The following is a 14,665-nucleotide window of genomic DNA, read 5'->3' as shown; positions in this document are numbered from 1 at the left end:
TCAGCCGCGGCGCCAGTCGCCGGACTCCAGGTGCGAGCCGGCCATCGGCCCCATCTCGAGCATGCCGCCGTCGACCGGCCACGACGCGCCGGTCACGTAGCCGGCCGCGGGTGAGGCCAGGAAGGCGACGACGGCGGCCACCTCGCGGGCGTGCCCCGGGCGGCCGATCGGCACCCCGGGCCGCTCGTGCCCGGGCGCGGTCGGGTCCTCGTCCTCCTGGCCGGTCATGGCGGTGGCGATCTCGCCCGGCGCCACCGCGTTCACCGTGATGCCGTGCTCGGCCAGTTCCAGCGCGGCCACCTTGGTGAGCAGCCCGAGCCCGCCCTTGGCCGCGCAGTAGGCCGCGGCCCCGACGCGGGGCGCGTGCTCGTGCACGCTGGTGATGTTGACGATCCGCCCGCCCCGGCCCGCGGCGACCATCCGCCGCGCGGCGCGCTGGAGGCAGAGGAAGGCCCCGTCCAGATCGGTGGCCAGGACCTCGCGCCAGGTGGCGAGGTCCAGCTCGAGCAGCGGCGTCATGTGCCCGGTGCCGGCGTCGTTGACCAGGACGTCGACGCCGCCCAGCGCCTCGGCCAGCTCGTCCACGACGTCGGCCGCGCCCGGCAGCCGGGTGAGGTCGAGGTGGCGCACCTCGGCGCGCCGGCCCCTGTCCCGCACCTGCCGGGCGGTCTCCTCGGCCGCCTCCTCCTCGCGGTACCAGGTGACGCCGACGTCGCAGCCCTGCTCGGCGAGGGCGACGGCGACGGCCCGCCCGATGCCGGACTCCGAACCGGTGACGATCGCGGTGCGCGGGGTGCCGTCCACGGAGCCGACGCTAGCCAGGGCCGGCGCGGTCCGCAGCCCGGTGGAACCGCCCCGCCCAGTCGGCCAGCAGGTCGCGCAGCCCCGGTGGGGAGAGCACCGTGAACTCCGCCCCGACCGAGCCCAGGGCCAGCGCCGCCCAGCTGAGGTCGTGGGTCTCCATCCGCACCCGGCACCGCCCGTCGTCCACCGGTTCCACGGTGGCCCACGGCCCGAGCCGGGCCCGCACCTCCTCGGCGGGGGCGTGCACCTCCGCCTCCATCACGTGCCCCGACGGCCGCTGGCCCTCCAGCCCGCGCCGCACGAAGGCGGCCGCGTCCGCGCCGGGCAGCGTCCGCGGGGAGAACCGCTGACCGGTGCCGCGCGGCTGCCCGATCCGGTCGAGCCGGAAGCTGCGCCAGTCGCCGCGGTGCAGGTCGTAGGCGACCAGGTACCAGCGCCGGCCGTGCGCGACCAGGCGGAACGGCTCCGTGAGCCGCTCGGTGCGGGCCCCGTCGCCGGCGGTGTAGCCGAACTCGAGCCGCTCGGTGTCGCGGCACGAGGTGGCGACGGCGGTGAGCACCTGCGGGTCGACGGCCGGGCCGGCGGCGCCCCAGGCGGCGGGCACGGTGACGGCCCGCAACGCGTCCGCCCGGCGCCGCAGGCGGGGCGGCAGCACCTGGGTCACGGTGGTCAGCGCGCGCACCGATGCCTCCGCCATGCCGGCGACTGCGCTCTGCGCGGCGGCCTGGAGCCCGACGGTCAGCGCCACGGCCTCGTCGTCGTCGAGCACCAGCGGGGGCAGCGAGGCCCCGGGCGCCAGCCGGTACCCGCCGTCGACGCCGGGCTGCGCGTCGACGGGGTAGCCGAGGTCGCGCAGCCGCTCGACGTCGCGGCGCAGCGTGCGCAGCGAGACCCCCAGCCGCTCAGCCAGCTCGCCACCGCCCCACTGCCGGCGTTGCTGGAGCAGCGAGAGCAGCCGCAGGGTGCGGTTCCCGGTCCCGGTCACGACCGCAGATCCTCCCCCATCGCGGCCAGAATCTGGCACCGATGGTCCCTAGCGTGGTCGGTGACGGACCTCCCGGGACGAAAGGACTCCCCCATGACCACCTCCACCGCCCTCACCGGCGAGCGCGCCGACCTCCTCGAGACGCTGGCCGCCCACCGCTCCTTCCTCCGGTACACCGTCCAGGGCCTCACCGACGAGCAGGCCCGGCAGCGCACCACCGCCAGCGAGCTCACCCTGGGCGGGCTGGTCAAGCACGTCGCGCACACCGAGGCGCAGTGGGCCCGGTTCGTCCTCGAGGGGCCCGACGCGATGGCCCCGCCCACCGACGACGCCGGCTACGAGGCCTGGGCGAACGCCTTCCGCCTGCTCCCCGAGGAGACGCTGGAGGGCGTGCTGGCCGGGTACGAGGAGGTGGCCCGCCGCACCGACGAGCTGGTGCGCACCCTGCCTGACCTGGACCTCTCGCACCCGCTGCCCGAGGCGCCGTGGTTCGCGCCGGGCGCCCGGCGGTCGGCCCGGCGGGTCTTCCTGCACATCGTGGCCGAGACCGCGCAGCACGCCGGCCACGCCGACATCCTGCGGGAGTCGCTGGACGGGCAGAAGACGATGGGGTGAGGGTCCGGGGTCAGCCCTCCTCGAGCTCGGCCAGCCTCGCGCGAGCCGTCTCGAGGGCGGCCTCGGCGTCGGCCGCCTCCCGCTCGGCGGTGCGGCTGCGGCGCTCGGCGCGCTTCAGCTCGGCGTCGGCCTCGGCGTCCTCGCGCTCGGCCTGCGCCAGCTGCTCGGACAGCTCGGCCACCCGGGCGCGGGTGCGCACCCGCCGGTCGTCGGCGGCCTCCGCGGCCCGGCGCTCCTCCTCCGCGGCGGCGCGCGCCTCCCCGGCGGTCTCCTCCGCGTCCTCCAGCGCCGCGCGGGCCTGGGCGAGCTCCGTGCGCCGCTGCTCCTCGGCGGCCCGGCGGCGCTCCTCCTCGCGCTCCCGGCGGCGCTGCTCGGCGTCCCCGCGGGCCTTCGCCGAACGCGCCGGAGCCGGCCGCGCCGGCTCCTCGGGCCGGACCACGCGCAGGTCGGGACGGCGACCGACGGTGCCCAGCCCGCTGTAGGACAACGCCCCGGTGAGCCGGCCGGACAGCAGCGCCTCCCCCGCCTCCGGATCGGCCATGGCGGCGCGCAGCGTGTCCTCGACCTGACCGGCGATGGCGGTGCTCACCCGGTGGCCCTGCTCGCGGGCCAGCGCCGCCGCCTGCCGGCCGAGGGCGTTGAGCAGCTGGGCGCGCTGCTTGTTCAGGGCGCGCAGCTCGTCGCCGGCCAGGTTCTCCTGGGCCTCGCGCAGCAGCCCGCCCAGCTCGACGAGCCCTTCGATCTCCGCGCGCCGGGCCCGGACCAGCAGGTTGCACACCCACGCCGCGGTCGAGGGCTTGGGCAGCCCGCCGATCGCCTTGGCCAGCGCGCGGTCGCCGTCGTCCTTGGCCTCGTCCTGCCGGGTCGTGCGCAGCGCGATGAAGTCGTCCGGCGGAACGGCGTACAGCTCGTCGGCGACCTCGTCGAACTCCACGCCGTCCAGCTTGCCCGAACCCTGCGCGCTCGTGGCGACCGACGCCGGATCGCCACGAGCGCGCGGAGATCGCCGGATCAGCAGCAGGAGGCCGTGAGGCGGGCGTCGGTGCCCGATCCCTCCGGCCGGCAGCAGCTCCCGTCGCCGCCGACCGCCGACAGGTCGGTGGCGGTCTTCCCCTCCAGGTCGGGGCGCGCGCCCCCGGTGACGGTGTAGACCTCCCACGGCTCGCCGCCGGGGCCGTTCACCCACACCTTGTCCTGGACGGCGTAGCAGCAGGTGGTGCCGTCCTCCACCCGCGTGGCCAGGCCCGCGTCGGCCAGCCGGTTCGTGGCTGCGGCGACGTCGTCGGTGGTGGCCACCTCGACGCCGAGGTGGTCCATCCGGGTGGGCTCGCCGGCCTCGCCCTCGAGGAGCACGAGCTTCAGCGGCGGCTCGGCGACGGCGAAGTTGGCGTAGCCGGGGCGGCGCTTGGCCGGCTCGGTGCCGAACAGCCGCGAGTAGAAGCCGACGGCGGCGTCGAGGTCGGCGACGCGGAGGGCGAGCTGGACACGGGACACGGGAACCTCCTGGGGTGAGGACATCGACGGACGTCGATGTCTGAACGCAGAATGAACACCGGACATCGACACTTGTCAATACGATGTCTGTCGTTACGATGGGCGCCGATGTCCACCGACGAGGAGACGACGATGAGCGACCCCGGGCTGGCCTGCTGCACCCCGCTCTCGGGCACGGCGATGTCCGCCGAGCAGGCCGAGCAGGTGGCCCCGCTGCTCAAGGCGCTGGCCGACCCGGTGCGGCTGCGCCTGGTGAGCCTGATCGGCTCGAGCGCGTCCGGCGAGGCGTGCGTGTGCGACCTCAACGACGCCTTCGAGCTGACCCAGGCGACGATCAGCCACCACCTCAAGGTGCTGCACTCGGCCGGGCTGCTCGACCGCGAGAAGCGGGGGGTGTGGGTCTACTACTCCGTGCGCCCGGCGGCCCTCGCCGCGATCGCCGGCCTGTTCGACACGACCGCCCTGGCGCCGGCGTGAGCGACGCCGTCCGCGAGACCGCCCGCGCCGGCGCACCCGCCGACGCCCCGGTCCTGCAGAAGCTGTCGACCCTCGACCGGTTCCTCCCGGTCTGGATCCTCGCGGCGATGGCCCTCGGCCTCGCGCTGGGCCGCTGGGTGCCCGGCCTGGACGACGCGCTGTCCGCCGTCGAGGTCGGCGACGTGAGCCTGCCGATCGCCGTCGGGCTGCTGCTGATGATGTACCCGGTGCTGGCGAAGGTGCGGTACTCCGAGCTGGACCGCGTCACCGGCGACCGGGCCCTCCTCGGCGCCAGCCTGGTGCTCAACTGGGTGGTCGGGCCGGCGCTGATGTTCGCCCTGGCCTGGCTGCTCCTCCCCGACCTGCCCGAGTACCGCACCGGCCTGGTCATCGTCGGGCTGGCCCGCTGCATCGCCATGGTGCTGATCTGGAACGACCTCTCCTGCGGTGACCGCGAGGCCGCCGCGGTGCTGGTCGCGATCAACTCGGTGTTCCAGATCGCCGCCTTCGCGGCGCTGGGCTGGTTCTACCTCCAGGTGCTGCCCGGCTGGCTGGGCCTGGAGACCACCTCGGCGGAGTTCAGCGTCTGGGCGATCGTGCTCAGCGTCCTGGTCTTCCTCGGCATCCCGCTGGTCGCAGGTTTCCTCACCCGGACGATCGGCGAGCGGCGGCGGGGCCGCGCCTGGTACGAGGGGAGCTTCCTGCCGCGGATCGGCCCCCTGGCGCTGTACGGGCTGCTGTTCACGATCGTCATGCTCTTCGCGCTGCAGGGCGATGCGATCACCTCCCGGCCCTGGGACGTCGCCCGGATCGCACTGCCCCTGCTGGCCTACTTCGCCCTGATGTTCGGCGGGTCCTTCCTGCTCGGCATGCGCCTGGGGCTGGGCTACGCGAAGACGGCGACGCTCGCCTTCACCGCGGCCGGCAACAACTTCGAGCTGGCCATCGCCGTGGCCATCGGCACCTTCGGGGTCACCAGCGGGCAGGCGCTCGCGGGCGTCGTCGGCCCGCTGATCGAGGTGCCGGTGCTGGTGGGCCTGGTCTACGTCGCCCTCTGGGCCGCCCGGCGCTGGTTCCCCGGCGATCCCACCGTCCCCACCCCCTCTCCCCGGAGCGCTCGATGACCACCGAGAAGTCGCTGCCCGGCCTGCTCACCCCCGAGGCGTCGCTGCACCGGCTCGCCGACGACCTCAGCGCCCGCTTCGCCGGGGTCTTCGCCCGCGAGACCGTGGACCGCTACGTCTTCGAGTCCTACACGGCGCTGGCCCGCACGGCCCGGGTCACCGCCCACCTGCCGGCGCTGACCGCCCGGTTCGCCACCGAGCGGCTCACCGCGCTGGCCCAGGCGAAGGGCGCGGTGGCACGCGAGGTCCCGGAGGTCCTGTTCGTCTGCGTGCAGAACGCCGGCCGCTCGCAGATGGCCGCCGGGCTGCTGCAGCTGCGCGGCGGCGACCGGGTGCACGTCCGCTCGGCCGGCTCCCAGCCGGCACCGGCCGTCGACGACGCGGTCGTCTCCGCCATGGCCGAGCTCGGCGTCGACCTCGGTGCCGAGTTCCCCAAGCCGCTGAACGACGACGTCGTCCGCGCGGCCGACGTCGTCGTCACCATGGGCTGCGGCGACGCCTGCCCGGTCTACCCCGGGAAGCGCTACCTCGACTGGCAGGTGCGCGACCCCGCCGGGCTGACCGTCGGGGAGGTGCGCGCCATCCGCGACGACATCGACGCCCGGGTGCGCGCGCTGCTGACCGAGCTGCAGCCCGCGCCCGCCTGACCCCCACTGACCCGATCCCGACGAGAGGAACCCGTGTCCGACAAGCCCAGCGTCCTGTTCGTCTGCGTGCACAACGCCGGCCGCTCGCAGATGGCCGCCGGCTGGCTGCGGCACCTGGCCGGCGACGCCGTCGAGGTCCGGTCCGCCGGCTCGCTGCCCGCCGACCAGGTGAACCCCGCGGCGGTCCAGGCCATGGCGGAGGTCGGCGTCGACATCGCCGAGGAGCGCCCGAAGGTGCTCACCACCGACGCGGTCGAGGCCTCCGACGTCGTCATCACCATGGGCTGCGGCGACGCCTGCCCGGTCTTCCCCGGCAAGCGCTACCTGGACTGGCAGCTCGACGACCCGGCCGGCCAGGGCGTCGAGGCCGTCCGTCCCATCCGCGACGACATCGAGGGCCGGATCCGGGGTCTGCTCGGCGAGCTGGGGGTCAGCCCTCGCGGGTGAGCCGGAAGAAGAACGGCTCGGGCAGGCCGCGCAGGTCCATGAGGCCCAGCACCGAGCCGTCGTCCACCCGCCGGAAGACGTCGATGATCGGCAGCGCGTCGTAGACCATCGCCGCCGTCACGACGCCCCGGTGCTCGACGGCGCGCAGGCGGGCCCGCGGCTTCGTCGTCGTCACCAGCGGCCGGACGGCGCGGAAGGCGAGCCGGGTGGCGCGGGCGTGCGCCACCGCGGGCCGGTCGCGCAGGACGCCGATCGGCACCAGCGCGGGGTCGACCGGCCGCGGGCCGGACCGGGTGCCGAACAGCAGCGGGTGCACGGTCTCGGTGTCGACGAACTCCTTGCCGTACCAGCCGTAGGACTCCAGCAGCCCGTCCAGCGGCGAGCCGGTGGGCACCCCGCTCCCCCGCCACCGGCCGAGCATCTCCTCGACCGCGACCGCCGGCGCCGCGTCGAACTCCGCCAGGACCTGCTCCCGCTCGCGCAGCGCCAGGCTCACGCGACGGGTCGCTCGAAGGTGACCAGCACGCCCTCGACCCCGCCGGGACCGATCCTCCCCTTCACCTCGACCGAGGTGATCGCCTTGAGCTGCCAGCCCTCGCGGGCGTGCTCGTTGAGCACCCTCTCCAGCTTCCCGCCGGACATCTTGCCGCCGATCATCCCCTCGCGGAGCTCCTCGACCTTGTACTCGTAGCGCGCTGCCATGCGTCCTCCTCGGGTCGCCGCCAGCCTGCCGGGCCGGGCCGCGGACGTCGAGGGGTCAGCCGAGCACCGGCAGGGTCCGCCTGGCCGCCAGCCGGTCCATGCCGGCCTGGATCTCCGCCTCGACCTGGCCGTAGATCTTCTGCACGTAGGCCTCGTCGTCGGCCCGGTCGGGGTCGGCGTCGACCTCGACCGGGTCGAGCAGCTCGGTGCGGATCTTGGCCGGGAGCGGCACGTGCGCGGGCAGCACCTCGACCGCCACCGGGAACGGGAAGCCGGCGATGATCGGCAGGTTGGCCCCGCGCAGCGTCTTCTTCAGCCCGGTGACCCGGTCCAGCGCGTCGGCCAGCCACTTGCCCTCGGAGACGACGAACACCGTGTCGTGCCCACCGACCGTGGCCACCGGGAGGATCGGGACGCCGGACCGGATCGCCTGCTTCACGAAGCCGGTGCGCCCGGCCAGGGTGGCGACGTCCCGCTTCCGCCAGCTGCGCATGGAGTCGACCTCGCCGCCCGGCCAGACGACGACGTCCTCGCCCCGGTCCAGGGCCGCCGACACGCTCCGCCGGTTGGCCGCGATGACCCCGACGGCCCGGAAGTAGTCACCCAGCCCGGGCGCGGCCATGAGCACGTCGTGCGCGGTGCCGTGCAGCGGGCGCCGACCCTCGAAGTGCGTGTGCCAGGCGTTGACCAGGGTCCAGGCGTCCATGGTCAGCGCCCCGCCGGAGTGCCCCCCGACGACCAGGCAGGTCCGGTCGGGGACCCGGTCCCAGCCCTCGACCTCCAGGCGGAAGTACCACTTGTTGAGCAGGTCGTAGAACGGCTGCTGCAGCTTGAGCAGCGTCTCGTTGGGCGGGTGCGGCTCCATCGCGGCACCGACCCGCCAGTCGATGAGCCGCTTGAGGATGTTGTCGGCCATGCTGCTCCCTCGTCTCTGAAGGACAACGGCCGTGCGACCTGCGAGGTCACGCGGCCGGCCGACAGGATGCCGGGTCAGGAGCCCGTCGGCACCTCGGGCGGCGGAGCGGGTCAGCCCGCGGTGCGGGCGCCCTCCCAGAGGTCGATGCCGCTGTCCACGGCGTGCCGGTCGATGGCGGCCAGCTCGTCGTCGGTGAAGGCCAGGTTGCCCAGGGCGCCGACGTTCTGCTCCAGCTGCCGCACGCTGCTCGCCCCGATCAGCACCGTGGTCAGCCGCGGGTCGCGCAGCGCCCAGGCCAGCGCCATCTGGGCGAGGGACTGGCCGCGCTCCCCCGCGAGGTCGTTCAACGCACGGATGTGGGTGAGCGCCTCGTCGGTCAGCAGGTCCGTCGACAGCGACTTGCCCTGGGTGGCGCGGGAGCCCTCGGGGATCCCGTCGAGGTACTTGTCGGTGAGCATGCCCTGCGCCAGGGGCGAGAAGGCGATGCAGCCGGCGCCGACGTCCTCGAGGGTGTCGAGGAGCCGGTCGGACTCGATCCAGCGGTTGAGCATCGAGTACGAGGGCTGGTGGATGAGCAGGGGCGTCCCGAGGTCGGCGAGGATCGCCGCCGCCCGGGCGGTGTCCTGCGCGGAGTAGGACGAGATGCCGGCGTACAGCGCCTTCCCCGAGCGGACAGCGGTGTCGAGGGCGGTCATCGTCTCCTCGAGCGGCGTCGTCGGGTCCGGCCGGTGCGAGTAGAAGATGTCGACGTAGTCCAGGCCCATGCGGCCCAGGGACTGGTCGAGGCTGGCCAGCAGGTACTTCCGCGAGCCACCGCCCTGCCCGTACGGGCCGGGCCACATGTCCCAGCCGGCCTTGGTGCTGATCACCAGCTCGTCGCGGTACGGGCGGAAGTCCTCGGCCAGGTGCCGGCCGAAGTTCGCCTCGGCGGAGCCGTAGGGCGGGCCGTAGTTGTTCGCCAGGTCGAAGTGCGTGATGCCGAGGTCGAAGGCGCGGCGCAGGATCGCCCGCTGCCGGTCGAACGGCACGTCGTCGCCGAAGTTGTGCCACAGGCCCAGGCTGATCACCGGCAGGTCGAGACCGCTGCGACCGGTGCGGCGGTAGGTCATGGAGTCGTAGCGCGCGTCGGCGGCGGAGTAGGCCATGCCCCGATCCTTCCTCCTGCCCGCCGGCGCCGCCGCCGGGGGCCTGCGGATCCGCTGCGTGATGCTCCCCATCCGCAGCGCGACGGCGCTCGCCACCGCCCGGCGAGCCGCTGTGACGCCGCGCACGCGGGGACCGCCGTCGTGCGGGGTGGGCTGTGCGGAACGTGGACGGGCAGTCGAGAATCGGGGCGGACCGGCGCCGAGCAGGTGCCCGGCGCTCTTCCCCCGCGCAGAGGAGACGACATGACGGTGCAGGCCGACCGTTCGCAGGAGGCAGGGTCGGCGCCCCGTCGTCCCAACCTGGACGGCGACCTCGACGAGCTGCTCGACGACCCCGGCCCGCACTTCCGCACCGCGCTGCGCGGGTACGACCGGGTGCAGGTCGACAACTACGTGATCTGGGCCGAGGCCGAGCTCGCCGCCGCCCGCCAGGCGGCCGCCGAGCAGGCCGCCCGGGCCGCCGCCCACCGCGCCGAGCTGCAGGCCCTCCGCGACCGCGCGGCGACCTCCGGCCAGGCCACCGAGTACGCGCGCCTCTCGGAGCGGTTCGCCGAGATGCTGCGCCTGGCGACCGAGGAGGCGACCGCGGTGCGCGAGGCCGGCGCGGCCGAGGCGGCCGAGATCGTCGCCTCCGCCCGGGCCGAGGCCGAGGAGATCGTCGGGTCGGCGCGCGCGGAGGCCGACCTCACGCTGCGCCGCGCGCAGAAGCTGGAGGCCGACGCGGCGTCCCGGCGCGCGGAGGCGGAGCAGGTCGTGGCGGCGGCCCAGGAGACCGCGGCGGCGCGGGTGGCCGAGGCCCTGGACGCCGCGGCGGGCCGCCTCGCCGAGACCGAGTCGCGGGTGGCGGAGCTGCACCGGCGGGGCACCGAGCTGCGCGCCGTGCTGGACGCGCTGGCCGGGCGGACCGACCAGGCGCTGCGGACCCTGGCGGACGGCGCCGTCGAGGCACCCGTCGACGCCGAGCCGGAGCCGGAGGTCGTGCACCAGAGCCGGCCGATGGTCGTGCACCGGACGCCGGCCGGTGCGCAGCCGGTCGACCGCACCCAGCTGCTGCCCGCCGTTCCGGCTCCCGGGCCCGGCCGCCGTCCGGAAGCCGAACCCGTCTGACCCGGGGACGCACCCCCTAGGCTGGCGGCGTCCGACCTGTCGATCCGGGGAGCTGCCGTGCTGCGTGTCATCGGGCTGCTGCTGGTGCTCTGGCTGGCGATCAGCCTCATCGGCGCGATCATCAAGGGCCTGTTCTGGCTGGCCCTCCTCGGCGGTCTGCTCTTCGTGGCGACCGCGGCGCTGGGCTGGACGAAGCGCGACCGGAAGACGCTGCCGCGCGGGTGGTGACCGGCTCCCCCGACGCGCCGGCGGCGCGCACCGCGACGCTGCGCGCCGCATCCGGCTACCTCCGCTCCTGGGTGGAGGCGCAGGCGGCGCACCGCCGGGTGCCCGGCGTCCAGGTGGCGATGCGCTCTGGGGACGAGCTGGTGCTGTCGGCCGCCGTCGGCCTGGCCGACGCGGTGTCCGGCGCGCCGCTGACCACGCGGCACCTGTTCCGGATCGCCTCCCACTCGAAGACCTTCACCGCGACCGCCGTCCTGCAGCTGGTCGAGGCCGGGCGGATGCGGCTGGACGACCCGATCGCGCAGCACGTGCCCGAGCTCGCCGGCTCCCCGGTCGGCCGGGCCACCGTGCGCGAGCTGCTCGGGCACCAGTCCGGCGTCATCCGCGACGGCGAGCACGCCGACTTCTGGCAGCTCGGGACGCCGTTCCCCGACCGCGCCGGCGTGGTCGCGGAGGTGCTGCGGGCCGGCGCGGTGCACGCCCGCAACGAGCACTTCAAGTACTCGAACACCGGCTACGCGCTGCTGGGGCTGGCGATCGAGGCGGTCACCGGCACGACGTACGCCGAGCACACCCGGGCAGCGATCCTCGAGCCGCTCGGGCTGCGCGACACCGGTGCGGAGTACGACCCGGCGCGGGCGGGCGAGTTCGCCGCCGGGCACACCGGGCTGCTGCTCGGCGAGGGGACCCGCGAGGTCATCGAGCACGTCGACACCCGGGCCATGGCCGCGGCCACCGGCTTCTACTCCACGGCCGAGGACCTGTCGGCCTACGGCGCGGCGCACTACCTCGGCGACGAGCGGTTGATCGGCGACGACTCGAAGCGGCTCATGCAGCGGCTGGAGTCGGTGGTCACCGCCTACGGCAGCGAGATCGGCCGGTACGGCCTCGGGCTGGAGCTCATGACCGTCGGGGAGCGGCAGCTGGTCGGGCACAGCGGCGGCTACCCCGGGCACATCACGCTCACCCTGGTCGACCCGGTCGGCCGGCTGGTGGTCAGCGTGCTCACCAACGCCATCGACGGCCCGGCGCACGAGCTGGCCGTCGGCCTGGTCAGGCTGGTCGACGTCGCGCTCTCCCCACGCACCGAGGTGCCTCCCCCGCCCGCGGACGCTCCGCCGCTGGCGTCCTTCACCGGCCGGTTCGCCGGCCTGTGGGGGCTGCTGGACGTCGCCGAGCTGGGCGGCCGGCTGGTGCTGCTGCGGCCGACCGCGCCGGACCCGCTGCCCACCGTCGAGGAGCTGCAGGTGCTCGACGCCAGCACGCTGCGGGTCGCTGCTCAGCCGGGGTTCGGGGCGTCCGGGGAGCGGGTGCCGGTCGAGCGCGACGCCGCCGGGCGGGTCACCGCGATCCGGCTGGCCGGGGTGACCAGCCGCCCGGTCGAGGAGTTCCTGCGGCGGCGGTCGGCGATGACCCGGGTCGGCTGGGCTCAGTCGCCGTCGCCGTCGATGTCGCCGCCCATCCCGTCGCCGTAGGGCAGCGGGTCGGTCGTCCAGCCGGCCGGTGGCTGCCGGATCTCGGCCTGCACCTCGACCTGGTCGGTGACCGGCACGTGGGTGCGTGCCTCGAACTCCTCCAGCGGGACGGCGAACCGGTTCTCGCTCATGCCGCCACCCTGGCCGAGAGACCTCACGCCGTCCAGCCCGTCCCGCTGTCAGGCGGCGGCGAGCACCGCGCGCCGGCCGCCGATCGGCACGACGGGCGCGCCGGGCACGCGGCTGCGCAGCACCGAGCAGACCACGAGCGCGCAGAGCAGACCGAAGCCGGCCGAGAGGGCGACCGCCGGCTGGTCGACCAGCCACCCGTACCCCGCCCAGGAGGCGCAGGAGGCGGCACCGAGGTGCCAGCGCGCCGGCGAGAGACCGGACAGGTCCTGGCTGCGGTCGCGCAGCAGGCTCACCGGCTGCGGCAGGGCGGCGGCCGCGCCGACGACCGAGGCGACGGCGGCGAGAGGGGCGCCCACGGCCGCGGGCACCGCATCGAGCAGGACGACGGCGACGACGCTGCCGGCCGCGAGCGCGGCCAGGCACGCGGCGCCGGACGCGGTGCGCAGCAGGGCCGCGCGGGTGCGCAGCTCCGGCTGGGTGAGCAGCAGCGCGCCGAGGACGGCGGTGTTCGCCGCGCCGACGACGGCGTTGGTGAGGGTCTGCGCGAGGTCGCCGGTGAGCAGGCCGAAGACCAGCCAGCAGAGGTTGAGCGCGACGGCCAGCCAGGCGCTGGTGGGCGACAGGCCGCGGGTGCGCCGGTGCCGGCAGGAGAGCCAGACCTGGGGCCAGACGAGGGCGATGCTGAAGGTGGACGCGAGGACGCCGAGGACGGCGGACATGGTGGAGCGGGATTCCGTTCGAGAGACAGCACGGTCGTGGCCGCCGGCGGGGATCACCCGCGCACCGGTTCGCGTGCGCTCCTCGATGAGCGGCGCCCGGAGGGCGCGGGCCACGCGCGGCCAGGAGGGTTCTCGGCGTTACCGGTTCGTGACCGGAACGGGAACGGCCTGATCGTCCTGTGACCTCCGTCGCGGCGGCCGGTCCAGGTCCGTAAATCGGCTGACGGACCGCCCGTCGTCGCGCATGCTGTCCGACGGCCCGGGAGCGGATCGGACGACGGAGGAGCAGGAACGGTGCAGGCGCTGACGGAGAAGCAGGTGCGGCGCTCGTTCGTGAACTGCTCGAAGGGCGAGGCCAACGCGCTCACGCTGCCCAAGGAGTTCGACGAGCTGGACTGGGCCGAGCTGGAGGTGCTCGGCTGGCGGGACCCGAAGGCGCCGCTGCGCGGCTACCTGGTGGTGGAGGTCGACGGCGAACCGGTGGGCATCGCGGTGCGCGCCGCCGACACCCGGATGTCGGCCCGGCGCTCGGCGATGTGCCTGCTGTGCCAGACCCCGCGGTCCGCCGACGGCATCTCGCTGTTCACGGCCAAGCGGATGGGCGAGGCCGGCCGCAACGGCAACACGGTCGGCACCTACATCTGCGCCGACCTGGCGTGCTCCCGGCGGGTGCGCACCGAGATCCCCCCGTGGCTGCAGGAGCGCGATCCGGCCGAGGTCATCGAGGAGCGCTCGTTCGAGCTGCACGAGCGGGTGCTGGGCTTCCTGGAGTCGGTCCGCCGCTGACCGCCGGCCGAGCCAGCTCCGGCGGCGGGTCGTACCCGCGCAGCACGGTCCGGTCGGCCGGGCTGCCGTACAGCGTGCCCTCGTAGGCCTTGACCGCTGCCACCAGCACGATGCTGACCACGACCAGCAGCGACCACGAGCCCAGCTTCGACGCGTGCACGAGGGTCCACACCGACTCCTGCGACGGGTACTGCCAGGCCCGCAGCAGCGTCGCGGCGTTCTCGGCCAGCCAGAGGAAGAAGCCGATCAGCCCGAAGGAGACCGCCAGCGGCATGGCGTAGCGGCGCCGGCCGACGGTGAAGTGCACCCACGCACGGCGGGTGACCAGCAGCAGCACCAGCGCCAGCGGGACCCGCACGTCGACTGTGACGTGGTGGGTGAAGAAGTTGAGGTAGACCAGGGCCGCGACCGCGGCGGTCGCCCACGGCCGGTAGCCGGTGATCCGCAGGTCGAGGCGGCGCCAGGCCTGGCACACGTAGCTGCCGACGGCCGCGTACATGAACCCGCTGTAGAGCGGGACGCCGCCGATGGCCGCGTGCCCGGTGTCGGGGTAGGACCACGAGCCCTGCGCGACCTTGAACAGCTCGAGGGCGAGCCCGACCAGGTGGAAGCCGAAGATGACGGCCACCTCCCGCCCGGTCTCCCAGCGCACCAGCCAGAGGACGACGGTGACGCCGAGGCACCAGACCAGCAGGGCGTCGGCCGGGTCGAGCGGCAGCGGCAGCACGCGGACCGCCGCGAGGCCGGCGAAGAAGAGGACGGCGAACAGGCAGCACTGCGCCTCGAGCCACGCGAACCGGAGCAGCTGCCGCACACCGCCGACGCTAGGCCAGCGGACCCGCCGTTCCCGGAAGCGACGCCGGGG

Annotated in this window: 20 protein-coding genes; 9 read left to right on the top strand and 11 right to left on the bottom strand. The window is 74.9% G+C overall.

What is annotated here, in order from left to right; all coding sequences use genetic code 11:
• Positions 1 to 804 carry an SDR family oxidoreductase gene (locus DQ241_RS04710; protein WP_113829031.1) on the bottom strand — a complete coding sequence of 268 codons (804 nt, stop codon included), beginning with the start codon at positions 802 to 804 and terminating at the stop codon, positions 1 to 3.
• 10 nt (positions 805 to 814) lie between these two features.
• Positions 815 to 1,789, bottom strand: a complete 975-nt coding sequence (locus DQ241_RS04705) for a YafY family protein (protein ID WP_113829030.1) — start codon at positions 1,787 to 1,789, stop codon at positions 815 to 817.
• Between the two features lie 93 nt (positions 1,790 to 1,882).
• On the opposite strand from DQ241_RS04705, the gene DQ241_RS04700 reads away from it, so the two are divergent.
• Entirely contained in the window at positions 1,883 to 2,404 is a 522-nt protein-coding gene (locus DQ241_RS04700) for a DinB family protein (protein ID WP_113829029.1), read from the top strand.
• Between the two features lie 10 nt (positions 2,405 to 2,414).
• On the opposite strand, the gene DQ241_RS04695 is transcribed toward DQ241_RS04700, so the two are convergent.
• Positions 2,415 to 3,338 carry a hypothetical protein gene (locus DQ241_RS04695; protein ID WP_113829028.1) on the bottom strand — a complete coding sequence of 308 codons (924 nt, stop codon included), beginning with the start codon at positions 3,336 to 3,338 and terminating at the stop codon, positions 2,415 to 2,417.
• A 77-nt stretch (positions 3,339 to 3,415) separates the two neighbouring features.
• Entirely contained in the window at positions 3,416 to 3,898 is a 483-nt protein-coding gene (locus tag DQ241_RS04690) for an ArsI/CadI family heavy metal resistance metalloenzyme (protein ID WP_113829027.1), read from the bottom strand.
• Between the two features lie 108 nt (positions 3,899 to 4,006).
• On the opposite strand from DQ241_RS04690, the gene DQ241_RS04685 reads away from it, so the two are divergent.
• The 4 genes from DQ241_RS04685 to DQ241_RS04670 are packed head-to-tail and all read left to right on the top strand — an operon-like array spanning position 4,007 to position 6,593.
• The gene (locus DQ241_RS04685; protein ID WP_113829026.1) at positions 4,007 to 4,375 is read left to right on the top strand and encodes a metalloregulator ArsR/SmtB family transcription factor; all 369 of its coding nucleotides are present in this window, start codon (positions 4,007 to 4,009) and stop codon (positions 4,373 to 4,375) included.
• Entirely contained in the window at positions 4,372 to 5,499 is a 1,128-nt protein-coding gene (gene arsB, locus DQ241_RS04680; protein WP_113829025.1) for an ACR3 family arsenite efflux transporter, read from the top strand. The genes DQ241_RS04685 and arsB overlap by 4 nt, the downstream gene beginning before the upstream one ends.
• Entirely contained in the window at positions 5,496 to 6,146 is a 651-nt protein-coding gene (locus DQ241_RS04675; RefSeq protein ID WP_113829024.1) for an arsenate reductase ArsC, read from the top strand. The genes arsB and DQ241_RS04675 overlap by 4 nt, the downstream gene beginning before the upstream one ends.
• A gap of 33 nt (positions 6,147 to 6,179) precedes the next feature.
• On the top strand, positions 6,180 to 6,593 hold the full coding sequence (locus DQ241_RS04670; protein WP_113829023.1) for an arsenate reductase ArsC: 414 nt from the start codon (positions 6,180 to 6,182) through the stop codon (positions 6,591 to 6,593).
• Here DQ241_RS04670 and DQ241_RS04665 read toward each other — a convergent pair.
• The 4 genes from DQ241_RS04665 to mgrA all read right to left on the bottom strand — a co-directional run bounded on the left by DQ241_RS04665 (position 6,577) and on the right by mgrA (position 9,356).
• Positions 6,577 to 7,089: a DUF4334 domain-containing protein gene (locus tag DQ241_RS04665; protein ID WP_233492213.1), complete on the bottom strand. Its 513-nt coding sequence runs from the start codon at positions 7,087 to 7,089 to the stop codon at positions 6,577 to 6,579. The two genes, DQ241_RS04670 and DQ241_RS04665, sit on opposite strands and share 17 nt — an antisense overlap.
• On the bottom strand, positions 7,086 to 7,295 hold the full coding sequence (locus DQ241_RS04660; protein ID WP_113829022.1) for a DUF4177 domain-containing protein: 210 nt from the start codon (positions 7,293 to 7,295) through the stop codon (positions 7,086 to 7,088). Before DQ241_RS04660 ends, DQ241_RS04665 begins: the two co-directional genes overlap by 4 nt.
• A gap of 55 nt (positions 7,296 to 7,350) precedes the next feature.
• Positions 7,351 to 8,211, bottom strand: a complete 861-nt coding sequence (locus DQ241_RS04655; protein WP_113829021.1) for a lysophospholipid acyltransferase family protein — start codon at positions 8,209 to 8,211, stop codon at positions 7,351 to 7,353.
• 110 nt (positions 8,212 to 8,321) lie between these two features.
• Positions 8,322 to 9,356 (bottom strand): L-glyceraldehyde 3-phosphate reductase, encoded by a 1,035-nt coding sequence (gene mgrA / locus DQ241_RS04650; RefSeq protein ID WP_113829020.1) that lies wholly within the window; start codon positions 9,354 to 9,356, stop codon positions 8,322 to 8,324.
• A gap of 243 nt (positions 9,357 to 9,599) precedes the next feature.
• On the opposite strand from mgrA, the gene DQ241_RS04645 reads away from it, so the two are divergent.
• Genes DQ241_RS04645 through DQ241_RS04640 form a run of 3 tightly spaced genes read left to right on the top strand, consistent with a single transcriptional unit; the run spans position 9,600 to position 12,163 of the window.
• The gene (locus DQ241_RS04645) at positions 9,600 to 10,463 is read left to right on the top strand and encodes a hypothetical protein (protein WP_113829019.1); all 864 of its coding nucleotides are present in this window, start codon (positions 9,600 to 9,602) and stop codon (positions 10,461 to 10,463) included.
• Positions 10,464 to 10,520: 57 nt separating this feature from the next.
• Entirely contained in the window at positions 10,521 to 10,691 is a 171-nt protein-coding gene (locus tag DQ241_RS20810) for a hypothetical protein (protein WP_199584092.1), read from the top strand.
• Positions 10,688 to 12,163 carry a serine hydrolase gene (locus DQ241_RS04640; protein ID WP_233492212.1) on the top strand — a complete coding sequence of 492 codons (1,476 nt, stop codon included), beginning with the start codon at positions 10,688 to 10,690 and terminating at the stop codon, positions 12,161 to 12,163. The genes DQ241_RS20810 and DQ241_RS04640 overlap by 4 nt, the downstream gene beginning before the upstream one ends.
• Here DQ241_RS04640 and DQ241_RS20505 read toward each other — a convergent pair.
• Both DQ241_RS20505 and DQ241_RS04635 read right to left on the bottom strand, forming a co-directional pair.
• Positions 12,118 to 12,294: a hypothetical protein gene (locus DQ241_RS20505; protein ID WP_158545871.1), complete on the bottom strand. Its 177-nt coding sequence runs from the start codon at positions 12,292 to 12,294 to the stop codon at positions 12,118 to 12,120. The two genes, DQ241_RS04640 and DQ241_RS20505, sit on opposite strands and share 46 nt — an antisense overlap.
• Before the next feature lie 48 nt (positions 12,295 to 12,342).
• Positions 12,343 to 13,014: a SemiSWEET transporter gene (locus tag DQ241_RS04635; protein ID WP_113829017.1), complete on the bottom strand. Its 672-nt coding sequence runs from the start codon at positions 13,012 to 13,014 to the stop codon at positions 12,343 to 12,345.
• Between the two features lie 294 nt (positions 13,015 to 13,308).
• On the opposite strand from DQ241_RS04635, the gene DQ241_RS04630 reads away from it, so the two are divergent.
• Positions 13,309 to 13,800, top strand: coding sequence for an FBP domain-containing protein (locus tag DQ241_RS04630; RefSeq protein WP_113829016.1), 492 nt, complete (start codon positions 13,309 to 13,311; stop codon positions 13,798 to 13,800).
• On the opposite strand, the gene DQ241_RS04625 is transcribed toward DQ241_RS04630, so the two are convergent.
• Positions 13,733 to 14,614, bottom strand: coding sequence for a DUF817 domain-containing protein (locus DQ241_RS04625; protein ID WP_113829015.1), 882 nt, complete (start codon positions 14,612 to 14,614; stop codon positions 13,733 to 13,735). The two genes, DQ241_RS04630 and DQ241_RS04625, sit on opposite strands and share 68 nt — an antisense overlap.
• Between the last annotated feature and the right edge of the window lie 51 nt (positions 14,615 to 14,665).

The sequence above is a fragment of the Blastococcus sp. TF02A-30 genome (genome assembly GCF_003319185.1).
GTDB lineage: Bacteria > Actinomycetota > Actinomycetes > Mycobacteriales > Geodermatophilaceae > Blastococcus.
This window is presented reverse-complemented; position numbering and strand designations above follow the sequence as displayed.

Coding starts and splice junctions, on each gene's coding strand:
- mgrA (WP_113829020.1), bottom strand. CDS start 9,356: ATGGCCTACTCCGCCGCCGACGCGCGCTACGACTCCATGACCTACCGC.
- DQ241_RS04655 (WP_113829021.1), bottom strand. CDS start 8,211: ATGGCCGACAACATCCTCAAGCGGCTCATCGACTGGCGGGTCGGTGCC.
- DQ241_RS04685 (WP_113829026.1), top strand. CDS start 4,007: ATGTCCACCGACGAGGAGACGACGATGAGCGACCCCGGGCTGGCCTGC.
- DQ241_RS04700 (WP_113829029.1), top strand. CDS start 1,883: ATGACCACCTCCACCGCCCTCACCGGCGAGCGCGCCGACCTCCTCGAG.
- DQ241_RS04660 (WP_113829022.1), bottom strand. CDS start 7,295: ATGGCAGCGCGCTACGAGTACAAGGTCGAGGAGCTCCGCGAGGGGATG.
- DQ241_RS04635 (WP_113829017.1), bottom strand. CDS start 13,014: ATGTCCGCCGTCCTCGGCGTCCTCGCGTCCACCTTCAGCATCGCCCTC.
- DQ241_RS20505 (WP_158545871.1), bottom strand. CDS start 12,294: ATGAGCGAGAACCGGTTCGCCGTCCCGCTGGAGGAGTTCGAGGCACGC.
- DQ241_RS04645 (WP_113829019.1), top strand. CDS start 9,600: ATGACGGTGCAGGCCGACCGTTCGCAGGAGGCAGGGTCGGCGCCCCGT.
- DQ241_RS04675 (WP_113829024.1), top strand. CDS start 5,496: ATGACCACCGAGAAGTCGCTGCCCGGCCTGCTCACCCCCGAGGCGTCG.